22 protein-coding genes are annotated in these 24,246 nt (G+C 33.7%); 7 read left to right on the forward strand and 15 right to left on the reverse strand.

What is annotated here, in order from left to right; genetic code table 11:
• The first annotated feature begins 1,008 nt into the window (after positions 1–1,008).
• The 3 genes from PQO00_RS14655 (at position 1,009) to PQO00_RS14665 (ending at position 4,071) form a co-directional block, all read left to right on the forward strand.
• On the forward strand, positions 1,009–2,388 hold the full coding sequence (locus PQO00_RS14655) for an MATE family efflux transporter (protein WP_274185600.1): 1,380 nt from the start codon (positions 1,009–1,011) through the stop codon (positions 2,386–2,388).
• Positions 2,389–3,263: 875 nt separating this feature from the next.
• Positions 3,264–3,491, forward strand: a complete 228-nt coding sequence (locus PQO00_RS14660) for a hypothetical protein (RefSeq protein ID WP_274185601.1) — start codon at positions 3,264–3,266, stop codon at positions 3,489–3,491.
• A 10-nt stretch (positions 3,492–3,501) separates the two neighbouring features.
• On the forward strand, positions 3,502–4,071 hold the full coding sequence (locus PQO00_RS14665; RefSeq protein ID WP_274185703.1) for a phosphatase PAP2 family protein: 570 nt from the start codon (positions 3,502–3,504) through the stop codon (positions 4,069–4,071).
• 115 nt (positions 4,072–4,186) lie between these two features.
• Here PQO00_RS14665 and meaB read toward each other — a convergent pair whose 3' ends face one another.
• Both meaB and PQO00_RS14675 read right to left on the reverse strand, forming a co-directional pair.
• Positions 4,187–5,263, reverse strand: a complete 1,077-nt coding sequence (gene meaB, locus PQO00_RS14670; protein WP_274185602.1) for a methylmalonyl Co-A mutase-associated GTPase MeaB — start codon at positions 5,261–5,263, stop codon at positions 4,187–4,189.
• Positions 5,264–5,356: 93 nt separating this feature from the next.
• Positions 5,357–5,911, reverse strand: coding sequence for a DUF2911 domain-containing protein (locus PQO00_RS14675; protein WP_274185603.1), 555 nt, complete (start codon positions 5,909–5,911; stop codon positions 5,357–5,359).
• Positions 5,912–6,244: 333 nt separating this feature from the next.
• Here PQO00_RS14675 and PQO00_RS14680 point away from each other — a divergent pair, with 333 nt between their 5' ends.
• Genes PQO00_RS14680 through PQO00_RS14690 form a run of 3 tightly spaced genes read left to right on the forward strand, consistent with a single transcriptional unit; the run spans position 6,245 to position 8,943 of the window.
• Positions 6,245–6,796, forward strand: a complete 552-nt coding sequence (locus PQO00_RS14680) for an RNA polymerase sigma factor (RefSeq protein ID WP_274185604.1) — start codon at positions 6,245–6,247, stop codon at positions 6,794–6,796.
• Positions 6,780–7,340 carry a hypothetical protein gene (locus tag PQO00_RS14685; RefSeq protein ID WP_274185605.1) on the forward strand — a complete coding sequence of 187 codons (561 nt, stop codon included), beginning with the start codon at positions 6,780–6,782 and terminating at the stop codon, positions 7,338–7,340. The genes PQO00_RS14680 and PQO00_RS14685 overlap by 17 nt, the downstream gene beginning before the upstream one ends.
• Before the next feature lie 31 nt (positions 7,341–7,371).
• Positions 7,372–8,943, forward strand: coding sequence for a hypothetical protein (locus tag PQO00_RS14690; RefSeq protein ID WP_274185606.1), 1,572 nt, complete (start codon positions 7,372–7,374; stop codon positions 8,941–8,943).
• 33 nt (positions 8,944–8,976) lie between these two features.
• Here PQO00_RS14690 and PQO00_RS14695 read toward each other — a convergent pair whose 3' ends face one another.
• The 11 genes from PQO00_RS14695 to PQO00_RS14745 all read right to left on the reverse strand — a co-directional run bounded on the left by PQO00_RS14695 (position 8,977) and on the right by PQO00_RS14745 (position 20,602).
• Complete coding sequence (locus tag PQO00_RS14695) at positions 8,977–9,663, reverse strand: GNAT family N-acetyltransferase (protein ID WP_274185607.1); 687 nt, start codon at positions 9,661–9,663, stop codon at positions 8,977–8,979.
• Between the two features lie 2 nt (positions 9,664–9,665).
• Complete coding sequence (gene miaA, locus PQO00_RS14700; protein ID WP_274185608.1) at positions 9,666–10,571, reverse strand: tRNA (adenosine(37)-N6)-dimethylallyltransferase MiaA; 906 nt, start codon at positions 10,569–10,571, stop codon at positions 9,666–9,668.
• Positions 10,571–11,440: an ion transporter gene (locus PQO00_RS14705; protein ID WP_274185609.1), complete on the reverse strand. Its 870-nt coding sequence runs from the start codon at positions 11,438–11,440 to the stop codon at positions 10,571–10,573. The genes miaA and PQO00_RS14705 overlap by 1 nt, the downstream gene beginning before the upstream one ends.
• Before the next feature lie 24 nt (positions 11,441–11,464).
• The gene (locus tag PQO00_RS14710) at positions 11,465–13,420 is read right to left on the reverse strand and encodes a DUF3857 domain-containing protein (RefSeq protein ID WP_274185610.1); all 1,956 of its coding nucleotides are present in this window, start codon (positions 13,418–13,420) and stop codon (positions 11,465–11,467) included.
• Between the two features lie 11 nt (positions 13,421–13,431).
• Entirely contained in the window at positions 13,432–14,796 is a 1,365-nt protein-coding gene (locus PQO00_RS14715) for an exonuclease domain-containing protein (protein WP_274185611.1), read from the reverse strand.
• A 126-nt stretch (positions 14,797–14,922) separates the two neighbouring features.
• A complete protein-coding gene (locus PQO00_RS14720) occupies positions 14,923–15,591 on the reverse strand; it encodes a YggS family pyridoxal phosphate-dependent enzyme (RefSeq protein ID WP_274185612.1) in 669 nt (222 codons plus the stop codon).
• Between the two features lie 12 nt (positions 15,592–15,603).
• Entirely contained in the window at positions 15,604–16,074 is a 471-nt protein-coding gene (locus tag PQO00_RS14725) for a DinB family protein (RefSeq protein ID WP_274185613.1), read from the reverse strand.
• 200 nt (positions 16,075–16,274) lie between these two features.
• Positions 16,275–17,513: a DUF1015 domain-containing protein gene (locus PQO00_RS14730; protein WP_274185614.1), complete on the reverse strand. Its 1,239-nt coding sequence runs from the start codon at positions 17,511–17,513 to the stop codon at positions 16,275–16,277.
• 528 nt (positions 17,514–18,041) lie between these two features.
• On the reverse strand, positions 18,042–18,407 hold the full coding sequence (locus PQO00_RS14735; protein ID WP_274185615.1) for a four helix bundle protein: 366 nt from the start codon (positions 18,405–18,407) through the stop codon (positions 18,042–18,044).
• Positions 18,408–18,486: 79 nt separating this feature from the next.
• Positions 18,487–19,377: a 3-hydroxybutyryl-CoA dehydrogenase gene (locus tag PQO00_RS14740; RefSeq protein ID WP_274185616.1), complete on the reverse strand. Its 891-nt coding sequence runs from the start codon at positions 19,375–19,377 to the stop codon at positions 18,487–18,489.
• A 265-nt stretch (positions 19,378–19,642) separates the two neighbouring features.
• A complete protein-coding gene (locus PQO00_RS14745; RefSeq protein WP_274185617.1) occupies positions 19,643–20,602 on the reverse strand; it encodes a Gfo/Idh/MocA family protein in 960 nt (319 codons plus the stop codon).
• Between the two features lie 308 nt (positions 20,603–20,910).
• On the opposite strand from PQO00_RS14745, the gene PQO00_RS14750 reads away from it, so the two are divergent.
• Complete coding sequence (locus PQO00_RS14750) at positions 20,911–21,552, forward strand: protein-L-isoaspartate(D-aspartate) O-methyltransferase (RefSeq protein WP_274185618.1); 642 nt, start codon at positions 20,911–20,913, stop codon at positions 21,550–21,552.
• Positions 21,553–21,558: 6 nt separating this feature from the next.
• Here the strand turns inward: PQO00_RS14750 and PQO00_RS14755 are convergent, their stop codons facing one another.
• Together PQO00_RS14755 and PQO00_RS14760 are read right to left on the reverse strand one after the other, a co-directional pair.
• On the reverse strand, positions 21,559–22,179 hold the full coding sequence (locus PQO00_RS14755; protein ID WP_274185619.1) for a DapH/DapD/GlmU-related protein: 621 nt from the start codon (positions 22,177–22,179) through the stop codon (positions 21,559–21,561).
• A gap of 206 nt (positions 22,180–22,385) precedes the next feature.
• Positions 22,386–24,239, reverse strand: a complete 1,854-nt coding sequence (locus tag PQO00_RS14760) for a Xaa-Pro dipeptidyl-peptidase (RefSeq protein WP_274185620.1) — start codon at positions 24,237–24,239, stop codon at positions 22,386–22,388.
• Positions 24,240–24,246: the final 7 nt, after the last annotated feature.

A 24,246-nucleotide genomic window follows, 5' to 3' on the forward strand; every position in this document is an offset into this window, starting at 1 on the left:
AACTATTGGCAAGGGTTTTTGCTGTAGTGAACAGAGGGGTACCATATGTTGATACAATGGGATATGCCGCTTAAGACAATAGAGAAAATTTATGATAAAAAATTTGCTAAAGTCATAGGATACGAAAGGTCATTAAAACTAGCTATTTAAATGGGTTTCGACTGCGCTCAACCTGACAACCAAGACTAAATTATTGATAGTCAGATCAATAATATTATGCTTACATCGAACTCACGTTAATTAGTGAAAATTTGTGCCATTCGTGTCTAATCTTTTTATTGTGCATTATTTGTGTGCACACAGTAGTTAAATTTAAGAGGGGGACTCTGCAGAATCAGCATGTGGAGCAAGTTTGGCCTTGTCGAAATTCTGGAGGGTTAAACTTAGGATAAGTCAATGACAGACCTTCTTTTCAGATGGTTCAAAACTTTTATCTAAGCACAATTTTTGAGCATGACCCAACATAAAGTTGAGCTTAATAAATAAAAAAGGAGGCATTTAAATGCCTCCTTTTAATACAGAAACTTCTAAGCTATTATACTTTCAATCCCTTTAAAATAGAATGCTAAATGTTTCTACATGTACGATGTTTTTTACATGTACAATGTTATTAATTGAGTTGGCTTTTTAAAGCGCTGCGAATGTATGAAAACACATCCTAAATAGTTTATTAATAACATAAAGAATTATTAACAATTGTTAATTTATTAAAGAACGCCTCTTGAATTTTTGTTTTTAACCGAAATCGAAGGTTCATGAACTCCGATTTATGATAATAAGAGTTAAGTGAACTAAAATGAGATAAAATTTATTCAGATCTGGTATTTTTTGTAATGCATGGCAGGGTTACGAAAAGGAAAAACACTAAAATATGGGTGGATTTCAACTATTCCTGCCCCAGGCAAGTCTTAGGAACAAGAAAAAGCCAAGATAAGTTCGCTTATTAAAAAAATTAAAAGAAGGTTGTAAAATTAATAAAAATATAAGGCTAAAGATTACTTTTGCCTCATGCAATTAAAAAACTATACCAAAGAATTTAAGTATAATTGGAAACTAGCTTCACCTGTTATGTTAGGTATGTTGGGGCATACCTTTGTTAGTTTTGTAGATAATATTATGGTAGGACAATTGGGGACGGCCGAACTAGCAGCGGTGTCCTTAGGTAATAGTTTTATGTTTATCGCCATGTCCTTAGGGATAGGTTTTTCAACAGCTATAACGCCTTTAATAGCTGAAGCTGATGCGGCAAAAGATTTTATAGAAGGGAAAACATCCTTTAAGCATGGTTTATTTTTGTGTACTGTTTTGGGGGTATTGCTCTTTTTAATGGTGTTTTTTGCAAAGCCCCTTATGTATTTAATGAAACAACCAGTAGAGGTTGTAGAGTTGGCAATTCCGTATTTGGATTTAGTTGCTTTTTCTTTAATCCCTTTGATTGTTTTTCAAGGTTTTAAACAGTTTGGTGATGGATTATCCATGACTAAATATCCTATGTACTCAACTTTATTAGGCAATATTATAAACGTTGTTTTAAACTATTTATTAATTTTTGGAAAGTTTGGGTTCCCAGAACTTGGAATTGTAGGAGCAGCTTATGGAACTTTAGTGGCCCGTATTATTATGGTTTGGCATTTATGGTTTTTACTTAAAGGAAAAGAAAAATCGAAAGCATTTGTAACAAATATTAGGTTTTTTGTTTTAGATAAATCAATGCTTAATAAAATTATAAATTTAGGTGCCCCGAGTGCCATGCAAATGTTTTTTGAAGTGGCCATTTTCACAGCAGCTATATGGTTAAGTGGTTTACTTGGGAAAAATCCACAAGCAGCAAACCAGATAGCACTTAATTTATCGTCTATGACATTTATGGTAGCTATGGGATTAAGTGTCGCTTCTATGATTCGGGTTGGTAACCAAAAAGGACTAAAAGCATATTATGAGTTGCGTCGTATTGCATTTTCTTTATTTTTAATGGGAGCTATGTTTGCTATTGGCTTTGCCTTGCTGTTCTTTGTATTTCATAATCAACTACCAAAGTTATATGTAGATTTTAATGATGCTAAAAACTTCATTGATAATACCGAAGTGGTAGATATTGCATCTAAGTTATTAATAGCAGCAGCCATCTTTCAAATAAGCGATAGTATTCAAGTTTTGGTTTTGGGAGCTTTACGTGGCTTACAAGATGTTAAAATACCAACCATTATTACTTTTATATCTTATTGGTTAGTTGGATTTCCTGTAAGTTGGTTTTTTGGCAAAGAAGATGCTTTTGGCAGTTTTGGTATTTGGTTAGGTTTACTTGCGGGGTTAACTACAGCAGCTATTTTGTTGTATATTCGATTTAATTATTTAACTAAAAAGCTGATGAAAGCTGAAAGTGCCTAAAGTATTTAAGGTTATAAGTGCCTAAAGTATTTAAGGTTGGAAGTGCCTAAAGTATTTAAGGTTGGAAGTGCCTAAAGTATTTAAGGTTGGAAGTGCCTAAAGTATTTAAAGTTATAAGTGCCTAAAGTTATAAGTGGCTAAAGTATTTAAGGTTGGAAGTGGCTAAAGTATTTAAGGTTGGAAGTGCCTAAAGTTATAAGTGGCTAAAGTATTTAAAGTTGGAAGTGGCTAAAGTTATAAGTGCCTAAAGTATTTAAGGTTGGAAGTGGCTAAAGTATTTAAGGTTGGAAGTGCCTAAAGTTATAAGTGGCTAAAGTATTTAAAGTTGGAAGTGGCTAAAGTTATAAGTGCCTAAAGTATTTAAGGTTATAAGTGCCTAAAGTATTTAAAGTTGGAAGTGCCTAAAGTTATAAGTGGCTAAAGTATTTAAGGTTATAAGTGCCTAAAGTATTTAAGGTTATAAGTGCCTAAAGTACTTAAAGTTGACAGTGAATTCATTTAAAATTTTGGAATTATAGCGGAAATCGGTCATTTTTCATGTAGATAAAGACTTTTTTAATGAACTCATCTTGATTTTTTGTGTTTTACCGAAATCGAAGATTCATGAACTCCGATTTATGATAATAAGAAGTTAAGTGAACTAAAATGAGATAAAATTTGTCCAGATGAGGCACTTTTTGAGAGGCATAGCACTTGTGCTGAGCGAAGCCGAAGTATCGCTACGGAATTCAAAAAAGGCGACATATAGATGAAAAAGAGCCATTTTTTTGCCAAATGAAAAACTTTAAAGGAGTGCTACTTCGGTAACTAATAAATTTTAACTTTGCATCTAACAATTTAAGTGTACTCTTGGTACTTATAACCTATAACTTAATATGACACTTCCAAAATTTATACTTGGTGATAATACTGAATATCCTAATGCCATTTTTGTAATTCATACCGAATTCCCCAGATTTATTATAAATCTTGAAGATGATGAAGTAGAATGGTTTGAAGACTTTGATGCTGAAGATCAACAAGAACTGGAAAAAGAAACAGAAAATGCTATTAAACTAGCTACTGAGTTTTACGATAGCGAAGTTGCAAAGTATGAAAATTAGTATATTAATAATGATTGAAAGACTTTTAGAATATGATACCGAATTATTTTTGTTTTTAAACAATTTAGGGGCTGAACCTTGGGATAATTTGTGGTTAATAATAACAAACAAGCTTGCGTCTATTCCTTTATATGCTATATTGTTGTTTTTGCTTTATAAAAAGTATGGACTAAAATCATTACTTGTTTTTGTAGTTGTTGTGGCTTTAATGATAACTTTTACGGACCAATTCACCAACGTGTTTAAGCGGGGATTTCAACGGTCAAGACCTTGCGGAGAGGCTAATTTAATTGATCAGATGCGGTTTATAGCTGTACGATGTGGAAAATACGGATTCTTTTCAGGACATTCATCTAATTCTATGGCAGTAGCGGTGTTTGCAGGTTTAATGCTTAAACCGTATTATAAATACCTTATTTTTATGTTACTGTTTTGGAGTGCAGTAGTAGCCTATAGTAGGATTTATGTGGGGGTACATTATCCGTTAGATATTGTTTGTGGATTAACGTTTGGTGCGATAGCTGGATTTCTATTTTACAAATTGGGTAAATATCTTTTAAAAAGATATGTGGCGACATAAATTAGTTATATAGTTATATAGTTATAAAGTTATAAGGTAGTTATAAATTAGAATTTTTTAAACCTGGATAATCTTCTGAAAAGAAGTAGTGCTGTTTCTAGGTTAACATGAGTGTTTAGGTTTTTAGCCCCAATAAATAATCGGCTGCAGCAAAAGGAGTGGTTTGATCGGTCTCAATAAGCTGTAATTGATTTACTAATTCTTTTTTGATTTTCGGACGATTGAAAAATGCAGATTTTAATTGTTCTTCAATGGTTTGAATGAGCCAAAATTTATTTTGTTCGTTTCGTTTTTTATTAAAGTATCCATTCTTTGTTGTTATTTCGGCGTAGTCTAAAATGATACGCCAAATAGAATCTATCCCTTCATTATTCAAGGCACTACAAACCGTAACTTTAGGCTGCCAGCTAGAAGATTTTTCAGGATAAAGGTGAAGCGCCCTGTTAAATTCTATCTTGGCAAGTTTAGCAGGTTTTATATTATCGCCATCAGCTTTATTAATAGCAATCGCATCTGCCATTTCTATAATGCCCCGTTTTATGCCCTGTAGCTCATCACCGGCCCCTGCTAATTTTAATAATAGAAAGAAATCGACCATACTATGAACTGTGGTCTCGCTTTGACCAACACCAACAGTTTCAATAATAATAACATCAAACCCAGCAGCTTCACATAAAATGATTGTTTCCCTGGTTTTTCTGGCAACACCGCCTAATGAATCTCCTGAAGCAGATGGACGTATATAAGCATGGTCGTCTTTTACTAAGTCTTCCATTCTGGTTTTATCCCCTAAAATACTGCCTTTTGTAAGTGAACTACTTGGGTCTATTGCCAAAACAGCAATGCGTTTTCCTTTTGAAGTAATATGTTTGCCAAAGGTTTCTATAAAAGTACTTTTTCCAACCCCAGGAACCCCAGTAATACCAATACGAATAGATTTATTTGCATGCGGTAAACAAGCTTTTATTATAGTGTTTGCCTTTTCTAAATGTATGGGGTTTTTACTTTCAACTAAAGTAATGGCTCTACTCAAGGCAGTTATGTCCTTATTTAAAATGGAGGCCACTAAAGCATCTGTGTTAATTTCAGATCTACGCTTCTTTTTAATAGCCTTGATGGACGATTCATTGGTGATTTCAGAAATTGAAACACCTTTTTTTTCTTTAAGAGCAGATTTTTTTTCTTTAGCCACGATTAAACAAATGTTTGTCTAATTTACTTATTTTATTTAATAACGTTATTTTGGTTACTGCCCACTGATTACTGCTCACTGATTACTGGACACTCATTTAAGAGGCACAGCAACTTTTACATCATCCCATGCCATTGTTAAAAATAAATTATCGGTAGAATTATCGAAAGCTATAGTAAATTGTTCTACTGTAGACGATAATTTATGCACAGGAACCTCAATATTTAAAACATCATAGTTAGGATTCCACATGGGTTTCATCTCAGAATCGACCCCCCAGGCATATTGTTTAGAATTGAATATAATGGTCCAAGTGGAGTCTTTAGGAACTGTCCAAAGTGTATATTTACCTATAGGTAAAGTCAGACCTTGTATCTCAAGATTTTTGTTGGTTTTAAAAGTAGTAGCTTCATTAGCTCCTGTACGCCAAATTTTATTATAAGGAACTAAAGCGCCAAAAATAGCTCTATTTTTTTTATAAGGTCTATTATAAAACACTTCGAGTTTTAAATCATTAAGTTTAAACTCTACGGTATCTTTGGGACTCAGTCGTGGTGAAAAAATATTTTCAACAAAAATGGAATATAGAAATAGCCCTAATGCTATTATGGATAAAAGAACTAATATACGCTTCAAAAAGGTATTCATATAGGGGTGTTTTAAAAGGTGATAAATATACTTTAAAAAGAAATGATTATTAATAATGTTAACACAGATTTTTGAATTTTCTTATTTAAGAAGGGAGATATTTTTTTGATTGCAGCGAAAAACAACTGATTTTTTGTTCATTTTGAGCTTCAATCCAAAAAAAATACCTCACTTCATAATAAAAAGACAAAAAAAGAATGAAAGAAGGCATTTTATAGCCGATTAAAAAGACTAAAACCATTCCCACAATTAAAAAAAATATTTTTTTGCAACACTATATTTTTTTTATCGTCTTTTAAAATGAACTAACTTATAACCAAAAGTAGAATTAGCATGTTTCAAGTTGACATTATTGAACAATGTAAACAAAACAATCGCAAAGCGCAATTACAATTGTACAACCAGTATTGTGATGGGATGTATGTGGTTGCCAAACGATTTTTAAAAGATGCTGCTGAAGCTGAAGATGTAGTACAAGAGGCTTTTTTAAGAGCTTTTACTAAACTGGATCAATATAAAGCTGAAGTCACTTTTGGTGCTTGGTTAAAACGTATTGTTATTAATAAAAGTATAGACTTCTTGAAATCTAAAAAACAAGAACTTGTTGAATTAGAAGAGGTGCACCTAAAAGTGGTCGATACAACACAGGATGACAAATGGTTAGTAGACGATGCTATTACATTAAACGATGTGAAAATGGCAATTAATAAATTACCTGAGAAGTATCAATATGTTGTGATGCTTTATTTAATTGAAGGGTATGATCATCAAGAAATTTCAGGGATTTTAAATATTTCCGAAGTGGCGTCAAGAACACAATTATCAAGAGGTAAAAGTAAATTACAAGAACTGTTAACACTTAAAAAAGATGGCACGAGATATTAGAGAGTTGTTTAAAGATGATAAGATAACGCATGAAAAGATGCCAGAAAATCATCAAGAAAGATTTCTTAAAAAGTTAGATGAAGCTATGCCAGTAGTAAGCAAACCTAAATTTAATTGGATGCGTATAGCAGTAAGTGTTGTATTGTTTATAGGATTGGGGTTTGGTGCTTTTAAGTTTTTTCGACCACAAGGAGACCAAACAGAAGGCCTAGAGGTCGTGGTTACTGAAACTGCTGAAACAAAAACTCTAGGAGATATCTCTCCTGGGCTTAAAAAAGTTGAAGATTATTATTTGGCGAGTATTAATTTAGAGCTATCTAAAATGACATATACTCCAGAAACCAAAGACCTTTTTGATGGGTATTTGCTACAATTGGATGAACTTGATAAGGAATATAAACGTTTATCTGCTGAATTAACCGAGTCGGGACCAAGCGAGCTAACAGTAAATGCATTGATTGATAATTTAAAGTTTCGTTTAAACCTTTTGTATCGTTTAAGAAGTCAATTACGAACGTTAAGTGCCTCGGACAGTACCACTTAAGAAGTGGAAAAATCAATTTAAAAATCAAAAAATGAACAGGACAATTATAAAAATTAAATTATTTGCTGTAAGCTTCCTCCTTGCTGGAGGGCTCATGGCGCAGCAAAAATTAAACAAAGTATCACAATCTATAAAAGTAGATAAAGATGTTACTATTGATTTAAACACAAGTCATTGCAATATTGTATTTGATACGTGGAATAAGGATGTTATTGAAATAGAAGCCTATATGGAGAGTGATGACTTAAGTAAAGAAGCATTAGAAGAAGCTTTGGAAAACTGGGATGTGGATGTGGATGTATCGAATGGACAAGTGGAAATTAAGGCTAAAGGGGCACGCGTAACAACTTGGGTTTATAATTCTGGGGTTGGTGATGATGCTGTACATGCTATCATGGAAGAGTTAAAGTTCGAATTGGCAGACCTGCCCGAAGTTCCAGAATTACCCGAGATTCCTGATATGCCAGAGCCTCCAGAAATTCCTGAACTTCCAGAGTTGCCTGAATTGCCAGAAGGGTTAAACGAAATTCACTTCGATTACAAAGCCTATAAAAAGGATGGTAAGAAGTATTTGGATAAATATACTCAAAGCTTCGAATCGAAATTTGGGAAAGAATATGCTAAAAAAATGGAAGCATGGGGTGCGAAATTTGAGAAGGAATGGGGAGAGAAGTATGGTAAAGAAATGCAAGAGTGGGCTGCTAAATTTGATAAAGAATGGGAAGAAGAATATGGAGAACGTATGAAAGCATGGAGTGAGCACTTTGCAGAAAGAATGAAAAGACAGGTGGAACATATAAAAGCTCAGGAGGCGCACGAAGAAAAGAATAGAATATCACGAGAAAAAATGCGAGACCAGCAAGAAAGAATGCGCGAAAAGCAAGAACAAATGCGCGAGCATCAGGAAAGAATCCGAGAAAGAATTGTAGAAAGACATGAAAGACACGCAGAGGAAAGAGAAAAGTTAGCAAAAAACAGGAAGGTGTTAATTAAAAGGATGGTTAATAAAGAATCCGATTCCAGAGTTAAAAAGACCATTAGAATAAAAATGCCCAAAAAGGCCAAACTAAAGGTCAATGTTAGACATGGTGAAATAGAATTTGCTGCTAATGTTGATAATTTACAAGCAGACTTATCACATACAAAATTTACGGCATATAGCATTAATGGAAGTTCTACTTCCGTTAATGCTTCATATTCGCCTGTGTATGTAAACCATTGGAATTTAGGAGAACTAAACCTTCGTTATACCGAAAATGTTGAATTGACCCATGTAAAACAGATGGTTTTAAATTCAAATTCATCTAACGTAACTATTAAACATTTATTGGAAAGTGCTCTTATTGATGGTAACATAGGCGATTTAAAAATTTTAGATATAGATGATGCTTTTTCTAACCTAAATATTATTATTCAAAATAGTAATGCCGTTATATCGCTTCCTAAAGTAGATTATAATTTACAGTATAAAGGGAATCGTTCTAGTATAGATCACCCAAAAAAATCGCTTAACCATAATATTTCTAATTTTTCTACAGGGAGTTTGACAAGTGGAAAAAGCATTCTTGTAAATGCTAAGTATAGCCATGTGACCATGCGGTAGGTCTACTTATAGCTTGGCCGTATAAACCTTTCATCATTTTTTATTACTGATGATCCTCCAGAAACTAAATTTTCTTCGCGTTGTAAATCCCAGTTTTTTATATAACTGTATGGGACCAAGATTGGTTTGATCTACGTGTAAAAAAGGAATCTTACCTTTTTTCAAGATGCCTTCTACTGTATGGGCAATGAGTTGTTTTGCGTATCCTTTACCAGTATAATCAGGATGCGTTATGACCGCGTTAATTTCAATAAAATTATTGGTTTGCATCCGCTCACCAGTTACAGCTACCAGTTTTTTATCTTTATAAATACCATAATACTGTCCTAAAGTATTCGTTTTTGGCTTAAAATATTCTGGATATACTAGTTTAACTATATTAATCAAGTCATCATAATGCGATTCGGTCAACTCTATAATGGTCTCAGTTATGGGGTAATCTATTTTGTTGTATATAATCATTTGTAGGCCTATATACTGTATGGGTTCTTTAAAATGCCATGGCATTTTTGGCTTATCTCCAACAATAAAGAAATCTGTAATTAATTTGGCGTGTTTTTCTATGGCAAGACTCGTGTCTTCGTTATTTATAAAAGCTCCAAAAGGGCCATAATCTGGATGAAAAAACTTGACATTGCCATAATCTATGGCATAATCATAATGGCAATCGGTTAAAGAGAACCAAACGGGATTATCTAAAGCATCTTCTGGTATTGACATTATTAAGAAATATTTTGACTTATAAAGGTAATAATATGTTCTTTTGAAGTGGTATAATCAAACCAAAATGTTTCGGCATTTTTTTTAAACCAAGTAAGTTGACGTTTTGCAAAGCGCCTCGTATTCTTTTTAATTTCAGAAATAGCAAAATCGAGTGTCCATTCACCATCTAAATAATTAAATAATTCTTTATAGCCCACCGTATTTAAGGCGTTTAGACCTTTAAATGGAACCAAGCTTTTAACTTCCTCCAATAAACCTTCCTGTATCATAATATCTACCCGTTTATTTATGCGGTTGTATATCATTTCCCTATCTGCAGAGAGTCCCACGGTAATTGTTTTAAATGGACGTTCTATTTTGCCTTTCTTTAAAAATGATGAATAGGGTTTGCCCGTGCCAATACAAATTTCTAAAGCACGGATAACGCGATGTGGATTATCGATTGCAATCTTGTTATAAGCAGCTGTGTCGAGTTGCTCTAATCGTTCTTGTAAATACGATAGTCCTTTTGTTTTTAAATCGTTGTTAAGCGTCTCTCGGATATTATTTTCTATGTCGGGAAAATCATCCAAACCTTTACTAACAGCATCAACATATAACCCGGAGCCGCCCACCATAATAACTGTATCATGGGTTTTAAAAAGTGTCTTTAAAGTACTTATGGCATCTTTTTCAAAAGCACCAACGTTGTAGTTGTCCTTTATGGATTTATGATGAATAAAATGATGCTTGGCTGTTGCCAATTCTTCTGGTGTTGGTGCTGCCGTTCCTATTTGCATCTCTTTAAAAAACTGACGTGAATCGGCAGATAGTATTTCAGTATTAAAATGATTGGCTAATTTTATACTTAAAGCTGTTTTACCAATAGCAGTAGGACCAACTATGGAAATAAGTGTTTTATTCATCAATGTAAATTATGTCCACATTTATAACAAAACTGAGCATCGTCCTTATGTTTTTCTGATAAGCAATTTACGCAACATTGAGAGTTGAGACGCACGGAGCTTATTTCATCTTCCGGCTTAGTTTTTGGTTCTTTTTCTTTTTGGGATTTATTTTGGTTCGTATATTCTGCCGAGACAATGCCAGTGGGTACAGCAATAATGCCGTAACCTAAAATCATCACTAAAGAGGCTATAAATTGGCCAAGTGGTGTTTGTGGCGCAATATCTCCAAAACCAACAGTGGTAAGGGTTACAATACACCAATATACACTTTTTGGTATGTTGGTAAAACCGTTTTCCTCACCTTCAACTAAATACATAATAGTACCCAAAATAATGGCGACTATTAAAACAGCAAATAAGAAGACCGCTATTTTTGCTCTACTGGTCTTTAAGGCATTTACCAAAGTATTGGATGCCCCTAAATAACGTGCTAATTTCAATATTCTAAAAACGCGCAGTAAGCGTAAAGCACGTAAGGCAGCCAGTGCATGCACACCACCAACCAGTAACGAAATGTATTTGGGTACCGTAGATAATAAGTCTATGATTCCATAAAAACTAAAAATATACTTTAATGGTTTTCTTACGGTTAAAATTCTCGCGATATATTCAATGGTAAATAATATGGTAATAACCCATTCTGAGGTATTAAGAAAATCATGGAATTGTTTATCAATACTATTAACACTCTCTAACATAACCAGTACAATACTAGCTAGAATGGTTATTAATAAAACAATATCAAATAGCTTCCCGGCAGGCGTATCTGCTTCATATATAATTTCGTGAAGTATTGTTTTCCAATGCCTTTTTTTTGGTTTGTCCATGTATTCAAAAGTAAGAAAGATAGATTACTTTTTCTTTAAAACTATAAGCGAATTCATTTGAATATTTACAATTTCACTCATAAACTCTTTTAAATATGGGTAATATTCTGGCTCATACATGGCTTTTTTAAAGGTTATCCTGAGTGTGGTAAGAGCCGTATTATCAAGAACTTTAGTAGAAAAAGTAACATTTCCTGAATTATATGGTAAGACTATATTTTTTTCTTCTGGGTGCTCAGCAATGGTATATTTGTTAGCATCAAAATTAAGTTTAAATAAATAAATATAGATGTCTTTATAACCAAAATCGATAGGATATGTTCTTTCTTCAAGTTTAAAAGGGTTTTCATTAAAAAATTTAACAAAAAAAGGATTTAAATAAATATGGTCTCCAGTATCTTCATAATTATAGTTTATGCGATAAGATTCTTCAAAGCCTGGACTTGTTATACCATTACTAGTTACTTCAAAATCGAAAATATCTAAATAAGGAAACTTATTTTCCAGTTTTTGAATATAAGCGTCGCTATTTTGGTAATATGATTTTTTAAAATTCAAGGCATGATATCCCGTTCTTTTTGAGCTTATATGTCCAGATATAATGTCATCCTCACCAAGATGCAGTTCCACATTATAATAAACGTTAGAAGGTCTGTTTGGTTTTATATCTACCCATTCACTACCATTTTTAAAATCCATAAGTCTGCCATAAGCATTTAAGCACCTAAAAGGAATATCACCAAATGGCAAGTAGTTATCTGTGGCATCTAAATAAAAGACCTCATTATTTATGGTCACTTGAACAATTAAGTAGTTAAAATCTGAGATAACCGGAAAAATTTTTGTGGCAAACCCGTTAGCTCTAGTTGATATTAGCACTGGTTTTACATCTATTTTTGACTCTTTTAATAAATTATGAAGCAAAATATTTATGGACGAGACATTTCCGGATTTGTTTTTAATTAAATCTTTTACAGAAACATCTTCAAATATTTTGTAGTCTCCATTCCATGTATAGTTTTCTTGAACGTATCTATAAATAGTCTTTGCCTTTTTTAATAAATCTTTTTCATTAATGGTCTCAGGGGCTAATAACTTTTCTAGATCTATAGGTTTTCTTAACTGCCTTCCTATATCTTTATCTGTTTTAAATTCATTATCTACGGTTTTCCATGTTTTTGTATAATTATATACTTTGCCATCAAAACCATTAAATGTTTTCAATTCGTATTCTACTCTTGCCAAATAATTCTTTTTAGAAGTCATGTAGTCTTCCTCTATAAAAGCAGGTATATCTTTCATGGCATAAATACTATTGGAACAATCTGAGCTACCACCTCTGGGGCCTTGGAGGCATTTTTTCTTTATTTCCGTAGTATTGGTTGTTAATTTTTTTCCACCTATTAATTGAATATTGTAATACCAGTTTCCTGGAATACTTGTTCTGTATTCGTTGTATAAAGTTGGTATATTGCTTTGGAAATCCCAACCCTTATAGTTGTACATAAAAGGAGAGGAAATCGTATAACTATAGGCTATTACAGAACCTTCTTTTATATTTGGTAGCGTAAATTTAACAAGGGTGTGGTTTTCATCATATTTTTCCCTAAAAATATCCTTTTCAAGTAATTCAGTTTTGATAACGTTTCCGTCTTCCAGATTATAAGTGGTTGCAACAATTTTCTTTACTTTTTCTGCTCTGTCTCCTCCTTTATTATATAAATGAATAGAAATATTGGCTTTATTAAAGCCTTCCTTATTTAATATTTTAATTTTTTGTTTTATCTCGGTTCTTAAGTCATAATCTTGTCTATCTACAAAGCTATTTCCAGATTTATAAATTATTAAAGCATTGGCAGTAGAATCTTTTTCGAAAGTATTGGTTTTTAGGTCTCCCAAATAAACCCTGTATGACTCAGGATGAAAATCTGATTGTGAAAAAAGGGCTAAGTTGGAGAGGAGCAAAAAATACAAGGTCATCTGTTTCATGCTTAATCGAATATAATTTGCTTTATTTTTTTGTTTTTACGCAGGTAGCTTTGAATAATATGTTGTGTATCTCGATTATTATCCATCGGGGTAATGATAGATTCTAAAACCTCAATATTATTTATTTGATAGTTAAGATTAAAGAAGCCCAGACCTTTAAAGACACCATTTTCAATGAGTATGGCACTATGCTCGTCAATAGCTCGACCCTTGTCTATAATGACCATATTTTTGTTGGAGTAACTGTTTTTGGACAACAGTTGTTCCACCCTTTTATTATAAGATTCGGCGGTTTCTTTTTTAATGCAGGCCCCTTCACAGGTTTTTATGCCATAATTAAAACAGCTTGTATTTGTTTTGTAGATGCCCGTTAACTTTTGGCATAAGTTGTATTCCTCAATAGCATTAATTATAAAACTTTTACCACTTTGTTTGTTGCTAAAAGTGGTCACTGGTTTTTTGCGTCCGTCGGCAAGATCAATTTTTAAATTAATGTAATCGTTTTCGTCCCTAAAACTATATAAGGCATGTGTAAAACGTGTTCTTCGCAATGCTCTATTAAATATAGGTTTAATACGTTTTATTTCTTCACTTTCTTTTAAAAGAGCTACTAATTCACTACCTGTAGCCTCGTAAGTTACCGCAGTTACCAGGGCTTGTATTTTTTTTGATTTTTGATTTGTGTTAGTAAAATGCTGATTGATTCGTTTTTTTATATTGTTGCTTTTTCCAATATAAATGATATCTCCATTAGCTTTATGGATATAATATACACCGGTAATAGCGGGTAATTCTTTTATGATATCTATATGCCGTGGTTCTAATTGGTGCTTCGGGTTTAACTGCACGGATTTTTGAATAATACTTTTAGAGCTGTCTTTGTCCAAAAGTATTTTAAACAGTTTTACTGTTGCTAGGGCATCACCAGAAGCACGGTGTCTATCGGTAACCGGAATACCGAGGGATCTAACCAATTTGCCCAGGCTATAAGAGACTTGATCTGGAATTAGTTTTTTTGAGAGTTTGACAGTACAGAGTGTTTTTCTTTCAAAATCAAAGCCTAAGCGACTAAATTCTGTTTTTAATATCCGGTAATCAAACTGTGCATTGTGAGCCACTAAAATACAATCATCTGTGATCTCAACAATACGCTTGGCAACCTCATAAAACTTTGGGGCGTTTCGTAGCATGTTACTATTTATGCCAGTTAGGTTTACTACAAAGGGTTGTATCTCACGTTCAGGGTTAACAAGGCTTATAAATTGATCGACTACTTGATGGCCGTCATATTTATAGATTGCAATTTCTGTAATGCCCTCTTCATTATACTTGCCTCCAGTCGTTTCTATGTCTAATATTGCGTACAAAAATTATTTATGCGTTTATTTGTTTTTTGTTAAATGTTATTGCAGAAGCCAGTTCCGAGCATAGTCGAGGGATGGTAATCTGTTCGCTCGAAGTTTTAATTAAAGGATGGGGGTGTGCCAATGTATTTAATGATAACTTCTTACGCCAAATATACTACTTCCAACTCTAACCATCGTACTACCACAATTAATAGCTAATTGGTAATCGCCACTCATTCCCATACTAATGGTGTTTAATTGATAGTTATCTGTACTTATATGTTTTAAATTCTCAAAAGTATCTTTTAAGTATTTGAATTCTTTTTTCACTTGATTTTCATCATTAGTAAACGAGGCCATTCCCATGAGTCCAACAATCTTAATGTTTTTTAACTCTGAAAATGTTTCTGACTTTATAATTTCTGAAGCCTCTCTTGGTGTCATTCCAAATTTAGAATCTTCTGAGGCTATCTTTATTTGAAGCAAACAATCTATAACTCTATGGTGTTTTATAGCTTGTTTGTTTATTTCCTTTAAAAGTTTAAGATTATCTACACCATGAATTAAACGTACAAAGGAAGCCATATATTTTACTTTATTGCTTTGTACGTGACCAATCATATGCCATTCAATATCTTTGGGCATGGTATCATGTTTTTCTACCATTTCCTGAATCTTATTTTCCCCAAAAATACGCTGCCCAGCATGATAAGCTTCCATTAAATCGCTTACAGGCTTTGTTTTTGAAACAGCAACAAGTGTGACGTGTTCTGGTAATGATGATTTTATATTTTGAAGGTTTTGTTTTATACTCATTATTAAATAAAGTTAATCCCAAATTTGGGGTCTTTCAACATCAATAGTTCTTAGATAGCTTAACATTTGTCCAGTATGTACAGATTCATGATAAGCTATACGATTAAGGTAATCACCAAGCGTTTTACTTTGTCCGACTTCGCTACGTTCAATTCTAATTTGCTCTAGATCTAACGGATTAGAATTTCTAATCATATTAATAAAATCGTTTCGATAGGTTTCTGCAAACTTAAGCTCTGCTTCTATACTTTCGTATGGTAAGTTTTCCCAAGGTGATTTATAAGACCCTAAGTTACCCCTTTTCTCCACAATCATATGAAATAAATGCTCTCCTTCTAGCACATGCCTTATCATTTCTATAATTGTAAAGGCTTGGTTATCTGGTTTCCAATGTAAATGCTCTTTTGGAATGCCTTGCCAAAGTTTAATGCTACGTCTTCTAATTTCAGAAAAGTTTAAAAGGATAATTTCAATGGTATTCATTTAAAATGGTTTAAGAATGGAGTGGTTTAATCTTTTGTAATTGTAGTGAAAAATAGTGATTTCCTGCCTATCAGCAGAAAGATATTCCCAAATGAAGTTTTTTTTGATCTGAATAGCATCGCTGCAAAGCAATAAAAAGTCAAGATGAGGTCATAATTATATTGTAGTTTTTTTTGATGAGATTCCTGCCTTCGCAGGAATTAAAATTCATAAATAGTAACACCACTTCGTAATTTTGGTTCGATAAAAGTACTTTTAGGAGGCATGGTTAAACCAGCATTGGCAATAGCCTTCATTTCTTCAACAGTAATAGGAACTAGACCAAAGCCTACTTTAAATTCGCCACGATCAATTTTACTTTTTATAGTCACAAGATCATTCTTGCCATAAGAGTAATCAATACGTGTATCGTTACGGACATCTGAGATCCCTAAAATAGGATCTAAAATAGTTTTGTAAAGAATATGAGTGTCTAAAGCCTCAAGAGCGTTACTAAATTCGTAATTATTTTTTCTTAAATATAAAGAATAAAACTCCCCATCAAGATACATGCTAAAATGATGTTTACCGCTTGGTTTATATAATTCGCTACCTTTGTTTTCAATGCGGTATACCATATCCAATTGTATCAAAAAGGCTTCTTTGGTCAATCCGTTTAAATCTTTAACCAGCCTGTTGAATTCATGAATTCTTAAATTAGATTCAGGAATTAAATAGCTCATAAAAAAGTTATATGGTTCTTTTCCAGTGTGCGTCTTGTTTTCAGATTTTAGGTCTTTAGCAAGTAAATATGACGAGGCAGACCTATGGTGCCCATCGGCAATGTATATGGTATCAATTTTTTCAAATTCATTACAAATACGATCCATTAGTTTCGGGTCATCAAGTTTCCATAAATAATGGGTATCTCTATAGGTCGTTGTAAATTCGAACTCAGCTCTATCTTTTTGTACATTAGAAATGATATCGGCAATTATGGTATTATCCGGATAGGTTAAAAGCACTGGTTCTGCATTAAAACCTACTGCTTTTAAATAATCTTTAAATACATGTTCTCTATATTCGATAGTATCTTCATGTTTTTTGATAATATCTTTCTCATAATCTCCTGAGCTTGCAGCAGCAACAATTCCAGAAAAAGTAATACCTTCTCTGTTTACAATTTTATATACATAATAGCTCGGCTTTTTATCTTGAATAAAAATAGCGTCTTCCTTAAATTCTAAATAACGGTTTCTAACTAAGGCATATCTCTCTTTCCCAGAAATTTCTTTTTGATATTTATACCCTGGATTTATTATGTGCAAAAATGAAAACGGATTATAACCCATTCTAGACTCACGTTCTGCTAACGTATAAGTTTGGTAAGAACGGGCAGCCACCAGGCTTACTTTGTCTCGTGTTGGTCTAACTGCTTTAAATGGTATTATTTTAGCCATATTTTAGTGTTCGGTATTCAGTATTCAGTATTTAGTGTTCAGTGTTCGGTGTTCAGTCTTCGTTGTTCGTTGTTCGGTGTTCAGTCTTCGGTCTTCGATCTTCGGTCTTCAATCTTCAATCTTCAATCTTCGGTCTTCAATCTTCAATCTTCAATCTTCAATCTTCGATCTTCGGTCTTCAATCTTCAATCTTCAATCTTCAATCTTCAATCTTCGGTCTTCAATCTTCAATCTTCAATCTTCAATCTTCGGTCTTCGATCTTCAATCTTCAATCTTCAATCTTCAATCTTCGATCTTCGGTCTTCAATCTTCAATCTTCAATCTTCAATCTTCAATCTTCGATCTTCAATCTTCGATCTTCAATCTTCAATCTTCAATCTTCAATCTTCGGTCTTCAATCTTCAATCTTCAATCTTCAATCTTCGGTCTTCAATCTTCAATCTTCAATCTTCAATCTTCAATCTTCGATCTTCGATCTTCGATCTTCAATCTTCAATCTTCAATCTTCACTACTTTCTACTTGGTCTTTACTTACAACCAAATTTATTGGGATTTTGAATCATATAGTTAATTAGTTTTCCAACTTCATAGCTTTCACTCATCAAACTATTGAAAGTTTCTTTTGAAATATATTTGCAATGCAAAGAAAATTCCAGCCATGTTTGGGTTTCTGGGTTTTCTGCATCACTATCGGTTAATTTACTTATAAAATGTTTAGGATATAATCTTTTACGATAGGCTTCAGAAATATTAGCGGATACACTTCTAGAAGATCTTCTAATTTGATCTGTAAGCGAATACATTTCTTCTTTAGGAAAGGATTTTGATAAGCGAAAAATTTTCATTGCTAAGTCAAACGATTTCTTATAAGCTAATAAATCTTGAAATTTCATTCTTAAATTTTACATTTACTGACCACTGACCACTGACCACTGACCACTGACCACTGACCACTGACCACTGACCACATACTTACCTTAAAAACTGTTTCGAAACGTGCTCCGCTTTTCTACTTTCTGAATAATCATAAAAACCTTCACCGGATTTCACCCCTAATTTACCTGCTCTAACCATATTTACCAATAATGGACAAGGGGCATATTTAGGATTTTTAAATCCATCATGCATCACATGCAGTATAGATAAACAAACATCCAAACCAATAAAATCGGCTAATTGTAATGGGCCCATGGGGTGTGCCATGCCCAATTTCATAACCGTGTCTATTTCATTGACACCAGCAACACCATTGTAAAGTGTTTCTATAGATTCGTTAATCATGGGCATTAAAATACGATTTGCTACAAAGCCGGGATAATCGTTGACTTCAACAGGTACTTTGCCTAAAGTTTTGGACATAGCCATGATGTCTTTAGTGACTTCATCACTTGTATTATAACCACGAATAATCTCGACCAATTTCATAATGGGCACTGGATTCATAAAATGCATCCCGATAACTTTATCTGGTCTAGATGTTACCGCAGCTATTTGTGTAATTGATATAGAGGATGTGTTTGTAGCTAAAATGGTTTCTTTCGAACAGGTTTCATCTAATTGCTTGAAAATATTTAGTTTTAAATCGACATTCTCAGTAGCAGCTTCAACAACTAAGTCTGCAGATTTTACGCCATCTGGAATACTGGTAACCGTAGTAATGTTCGATAGGGTTTCCGTTTTGTCTGCTTCAAAAATCTTTTCTTTGGCTACCATTCTGTCTAAATTCCTAGTGATGGTTTCCATGCCTTTTTTTAGTGAAGTTTCGCTTATATCTATAAGTTGCACTTTAAAACCACTTTGTGCAAATGTGTGAGCGATACCATTACCCATAGTACCAGCTCCTATAACTGCAATGTTTTTCATATGTTTAAATTTTTGTAATTATTTGATAGTGAATTAATTAAAAAATGTAGAACGTATACAACCGCTTCGTGCTCTCATTAAACCTGCCGGCAGGAACTTTAAACATATTCTTTTTTGAATATATTATTAAGGTTTATTAATGCTCGTTTCATGTATTTATATTTCTTGACTTTAATTGGTCACATGCGACCTTTGATAATTAAAATAATCATTTCCTAGAGCGTTTAATGATTATTTTAACCATGTTGGTTTCATGTAAATATTTTTAAAAACAATTTATTATTTGAGTTGCTACCCTGAGAGCTTCTGTACCGTCGTAAAGCGTTACAATAGGAGAGGTGTTATTATTTATTGCATCGGCAAACGTTTCTAATTCATCAAGAATGGCATTGTTCTCTGATATATTTGGATTATCAAAGTAAATCTGTTTTTTTACACCTTCGGCATTTTGAAGGATCATATCGAAATCCCCAGGTAGTTCCGGTGCATCTTTCATCTTAACAACTTCACATTTTTTCTCCAAAAAATCGACAGAAATATAAGCGTCTTTTTGAAAGAAACGTGCTTTGCGCATTTTCTTTAGTGATATTCTACTTGCCGTTAAGTTGGCAACACAGCCATTTTCAAATTCAATTCGGGCATTAGCAATATCGGGTGTATCACTAATTACAGAAACGCCACTTGCCGAGACATTTTTAACTTTGGAATCTACAACACTTAAAACAATATCGATATCATGAATCATTAAATCTAATACCACAGGCACATCAGTTCCTCTGGGATTAAATTCTGCCAAGCGGTGCGATTCAATAAACATAGGTGATTTAATATCGTCTTTTACAGCAATAAAGGCAGGGTTAAACCGCTCTACATGACCTACTTGTCCTCTAAGGTTGTGTTCGGCCAGAAGTTCCCTAATATGTTCTGCTTCCTCTACGGTGTTGGTTATTGGCTTTTCAATAAAGATATGTTTTCCCTTTGCAATGGCTTGTTTGGCACAGTCGTAATGTGAGAGCGTAGGCGTTACGATATCTACCACATCGACAGCATCAATAAGCGCCTCTATAGAATTGAAAAACTTATAACCAAATTCTGTTTCTACTTTGTTACCATTGGTTTCATCTGCATCATAAAAACCTACAAGGTTGTATTTTTTTGATTGATTAAGAAGTCTTAAATGAATTTTTCCTAAGTGACCAGCACCAAGTACACCAACTTTAAGCATATTTTTACGTTTTCCACAAAAATAAGATATTTATACTGAAATAACTGTAAAAGAAAATGATGAATTTTTACTTTATACAAAATAGAAAAATAAAGCATAGCCCTAGTTACGGTTTCTTTTTATACTGAAGTAAAAAGTAAAAAAGGGCGTTTTATTGTGGTTATTTCAAATGAGAAATGGTATTAGAACATGAATTTGATTATTTACAGCTAATTTTTGCTTATTTGATGCCGAAAATAAATTTTGCTTATTTTGTTTCCATCTTACAAATGTTTAACTAATTTTAGCCTTACTAAAGCTCCCTAACATTGAAAGATACTTTTAAACACCAAGGATTACGCCAACAGTTGGTTAATATTTTAAAAGCCAAAGGAATAACAGATATAAATGTTTTGAATGCTATAGGAAAAATACCTAGGCATTTATTTATGGATTCTGGTTTTTTAGACCATGCTTATCAAGATAAAGCGTTTCCCATTGCTGCAGATCAAACTATTTCACAACCCTATACGGTAGCATTTCAAAGCGAATTATTACAAGTTAAAAAAGGGGATAAAATTTTAGAAATCGGGACTGGAAGTGGTTACCAGACGGCTGTTTTATGCGAATTGGGCGCTAAGGTTTTTAGTATTGAGCGCCAACAGGAATTATTTAAAAAGACGAGTAAGTTTTTACCTAAATTAGGGTACCGTGCTAAAAAACTCATTTTTGGTGATGGCTATAAGGGCCTGGTTGGTGAAGCACCTTTTGATGGTGTTATTGTTACTGCAGGTGCCCCTTTTGTACCAAAACCTTTATTAAGTCAATTAAAGATAGGAGGTAGGTTGGTCATTCCTGTTGGTGACGATGTGCAAATCATGACTATGTTTATTAGAAAGGGACAAAAAGAATTTGAGCAGGAAGAATTTGGAGAATTTCGTTTTGTGCCCTTGTTGGAGGATAAGAACTAAACGCTTTTATTCATCTTTTAGCTGCTCAATTAGCTCCAGCCTTTTAACGATCGATTTTTTTTCAAGAATGGTTCCAGGTGATAAAACTCCGTTTGCGCCTATTTTTGAATGATCTCCGACCAGAGCGCCAAATTTTTCAATTCCAGTATCGATTATGGCATTATTATATTTAACCCGAATCCTTTTATTCACTCTTTCGTTATAATGGTTGGCCGCAATCGAACCCGCTTCAAAATTTACGTTTTGTCCAATGATGCTATTTCCAATATAGTTTAAATGGGCTATGGCGGTTTCAGAACATATTATACTGCTTTTTACTTCAGAACTGGGACCAATTTTTACTGACTTGTCCAAAAACACGCCTTCTCTAAAATATGAATTTGCTCCAATATGACAGTTTGCCATTGCTATAAACGGTCCTTTAATTGTAACTCCATTTTCAATAACAGTAGATTTATGAATAGCGATTCCATCCGTTATTTTGAAATCCGTACTGAGTTTAGGAATGATGCTTTCTATGACAGTTTTTAAGTTAAATGTTAATTCCCAAGGAGCTAGATTTTGTTCATTTTTAAAATACCCTGAAATATTAGAAATGAAATCTATAATGTGTATTTTTTGTTCCATTTAAATTTAACTGTTTGCCCTATGGCTTTTAAATTTTTAGTTGAGTTTTCCAATCATGACAAATTAGCTACGATTAGCTATACAATGGCATGTATACCTCTTTCAAATACAACAAGTTTAGAAATATAGTTTCTTATTTTGGGTCAAATGCACGATTATGGTATTTAAATGTTTAGTACGACAAGAATGTGAATTTCTGTGGTTTTTCAATTCCCCAGAGCCCCATTAAAAGAATCAACCCCTCCCACCACAGGCAAGGTTAAATGAGTTCCATCCAAATCAACAGTCAATGCTGTTCCTGGTTTTGGGTGTAATGTAAATTCTTTATCACTAGAAAAAACCATAAGCCCTATTTGTTGTCCTGCTTTAATAATTTGATCATCGGGCATTAAATCAAAAGACACCTCGTAAAATTTTCCGGGCTTTAATGGTTTGCTTTTTGTTAATGATTTATGATTTTGAGGGTCGGCCCAACCACGGGTGATGATATTATCTGTCATTCTTGTACCTTCCTGCTCATTCCAGGGAAGTGATACTAACCAAACCGATAAGTTGGCAGCAGGTTTACTACTTGCTAATTTTACGGTTATTTTAGGCGTTCCGGAAATATGAATGTCGTTTGTTAATTTAGGAGTTACATAAAGTAAACGATGCTTAGAACTTTCTGCTTTGGCTAGGTCTTTACCTGAAAATGAATAATCGTCAATTAAAGTTTCCTTTCCTTGTTTTTTTACTTTGGAAGTCCGCAAGCCACCTGCTTTGTGAGCGCCCATTGTTAGGTATAATGTAACATTAGAGGCTTCGGGGTTAGGATAATCTTTATAAGGTGTTGGTTCGTCCATTTTATCATATTCCCTAACGATCCAAGCTTTTGCGTCATTTTCAACACCATTATCTATACCATGTAGATAATGCGTAAACCAGCGGTTCATCATTTTAATTGGTGGTGGACCACCATGCCCAAATTGATGATAATATATTTGGGTTGGCAAGCCCATTTCTTTAGCTCTTTTGTAAATTCTATAGCTGTGTTCTGGCATGACGTTCCAATCATTAAAACCATGGGACATCAGTAACGCCGCTTTCATAGGTTTCATATCATGTATATAATCGCGATCCTCCCAAAAATCATTATAATCGCCCGTAATTCTATCCATACCGTTTTTCATTTCGGTATCTCTTATTTTGGCATTATTATGGGGGCGTTTAGACTCATCACCACTATGAATAAAATCATATAGAACATCAATATCTTCACCCAAATACCCTCCAGGAGAACGTACTAATCCGTTAGATCTATAATAGTGATAATACGATGTGTTAGGAGCGATAGGAATAATAGCCTCAAGCCCTTCAACACCGGTAGTGGCAGCTGCTAAGGGGATAGTGCCGTTATAAGAGGTGCCGGTCATGCCCACTTTTCCGGTACTCCAAAAAGCTTCAACAGTTTCGTTTCCGTAAGGTTCTGTGTAGCCTTTTACTCTACCACACAACCAATCTATGACAGCCTTGGGTGCCAATGATTCATTGTCGCCTCCAAGCGTTGGAGCCCCTTGGGATAAACCTGTGCCCGGTGAGGATGAATGCACTACAATATAGCCTCTAGGAACCCATTTGCTTATATGGGAATTAGATATAATGGGGCGTTCACCAACTCGTTTCACTTCTGGATGTATTGGGCCTTCTACTTGCTCACCTAATTCATGTTGTACATTCCAGAATAATTCTTTTCCACCCTCTGCAACACCTGCAAAATAGGGGCTGGAAACATATATTATTGGAAGTTTTAAACCTTCTGTTTCGGTTTGGTAAGGTCTTGTTACTGCAACATGCATCCTATCTAATTTACCATCACCATCGGTATCAAATGTGGTTTCAACAAATAAATCATGTCGAATCCATTTTTTTGGTGTATTGAATGCTTCTACTACTTGTGCTTGGCCATCTTTAAAAACAGGTACCGCTTTTGTTATGGGTTGTTGTCCTAAACTTAAAAAGACACCTGAAATAAGTAAGGTGCCAGTCAATACTATATACCTTAGTCTTGCTGAGCTATTCATGTTTTTT

The organism is Flavivirga sp. 57AJ16 (assembly GCF_028736925.1).
GTDB lineage: Bacteria > Bacteroidota > Bacteroidia > Flavobacteriales > Flavobacteriaceae > Flavivirga.

Excerpts from the sequence above, each read along its gene's own strand:
- PQO00_RS14655 (WP_274185600.1), top strand. The coding sequence starts at position 1,009 with ATGCAATTAAAAAACTATACCAAAGAATTTAAGTATAATTGGAAACTA.
- PQO00_RS14660 (WP_274185601.1), top strand. The coding sequence starts at position 3,264 with ATGACACTTCCAAAATTTATACTTGGTGATAATACTGAATATCCTAAT.
- PQO00_RS14665 (WP_274185703.1), top strand. The coding sequence starts at position 3,502 with ATGATTGAAAGACTTTTAGAATATGATACCGAATTATTTTTGTTTTTA.
- PQO00_RS14675 (WP_274185603.1), bottom strand. The coding sequence starts at position 5,911 with ATGAATACCTTTTTGAAGCGTATATTAGTTCTTTTATCCATAATAGCA.
- PQO00_RS14680 (WP_274185604.1), top strand. The coding sequence starts at position 6,245 with ATGTTTCAAGTTGACATTATTGAACAATGTAAACAAAACAATCGCAAA.
- PQO00_RS14685 (WP_274185605.1), top strand. The coding sequence starts at position 6,780 with ATGGCACGAGATATTAGAGAGTTGTTTAAAGATGATAAGATAACGCAT.
- PQO00_RS14690 (WP_274185606.1), top strand. The coding sequence starts at position 7,372 with ATGAACAGGACAATTATAAAAATTAAATTATTTGCTGTAAGCTTCCTC.
- PQO00_RS14695 (WP_274185607.1), bottom strand. The coding sequence starts at position 9,663 with ATGTCAATACCAGAAGATGCTTTAGATAATCCCGTTTGGTTCTCTTTA.
- miaA (WP_274185608.1), bottom strand. The coding sequence starts at position 10,571 with ATGAATAAAACACTTATTTCCATAGTTGGTCCTACTGCTATTGGTAAA.
- PQO00_RS14705 (WP_274185609.1), bottom strand. The coding sequence starts at position 11,440 with ATGGACAAACCAAAAAAAAGGCATTGGAAAACAATACTTCACGAAATT.
- PQO00_RS14710 (WP_274185610.1), bottom strand. The coding sequence starts at position 13,420 with ATGACCTTGTATTTTTTGCTCCTCTCCAACTTAGCCCTTTTTTCACAA.
- PQO00_RS14720 (WP_274185612.1), bottom strand. The coding sequence starts at position 15,591 with ATGAGTATAAAACAAAACCTTCAAAATATAAAATCATCATTACCAGAA.
- PQO00_RS14725 (WP_274185613.1), bottom strand. The coding sequence starts at position 16,074 with ATGAATACCATTGAAATTATCCTTTTAAACTTTTCTGAAATTAGAAGA.
- PQO00_RS14730 (WP_274185614.1), bottom strand. The coding sequence starts at position 17,513 with ATGGCTAAAATAATACCATTTAAAGCAGTTAGACCAACACGAGACAAA.
- PQO00_RS14735 (WP_274185615.1), bottom strand. The coding sequence starts at position 18,407 with ATGAAATTTCAAGATTTATTAGCTTATAAGAAATCGTTTGACTTAGCA.
- PQO00_RS14740 (WP_274185616.1), bottom strand. The coding sequence starts at position 19,377 with ATGAAAAACATTGCAGTTATAGGAGCTGGTACTATGGGTAATGGTATC.
- PQO00_RS14745 (WP_274185617.1), bottom strand. The coding sequence starts at position 20,602 with ATGCTTAAAGTTGGTGTACTTGGTGCTGGTCACTTAGGAAAAATTCAT.
- PQO00_RS14755 (WP_274185619.1), bottom strand. The coding sequence starts at position 22,179 with ATGGAACAAAAAATACACATTATAGATTTCATTTCTAATATTTCAGGG.
- PQO00_RS14760 (WP_274185620.1), bottom strand. The coding sequence starts at position 24,239 with ATGAATAGCTCAGCAAGACTAAGGTATATAGTATTGACTGGCACCTTA.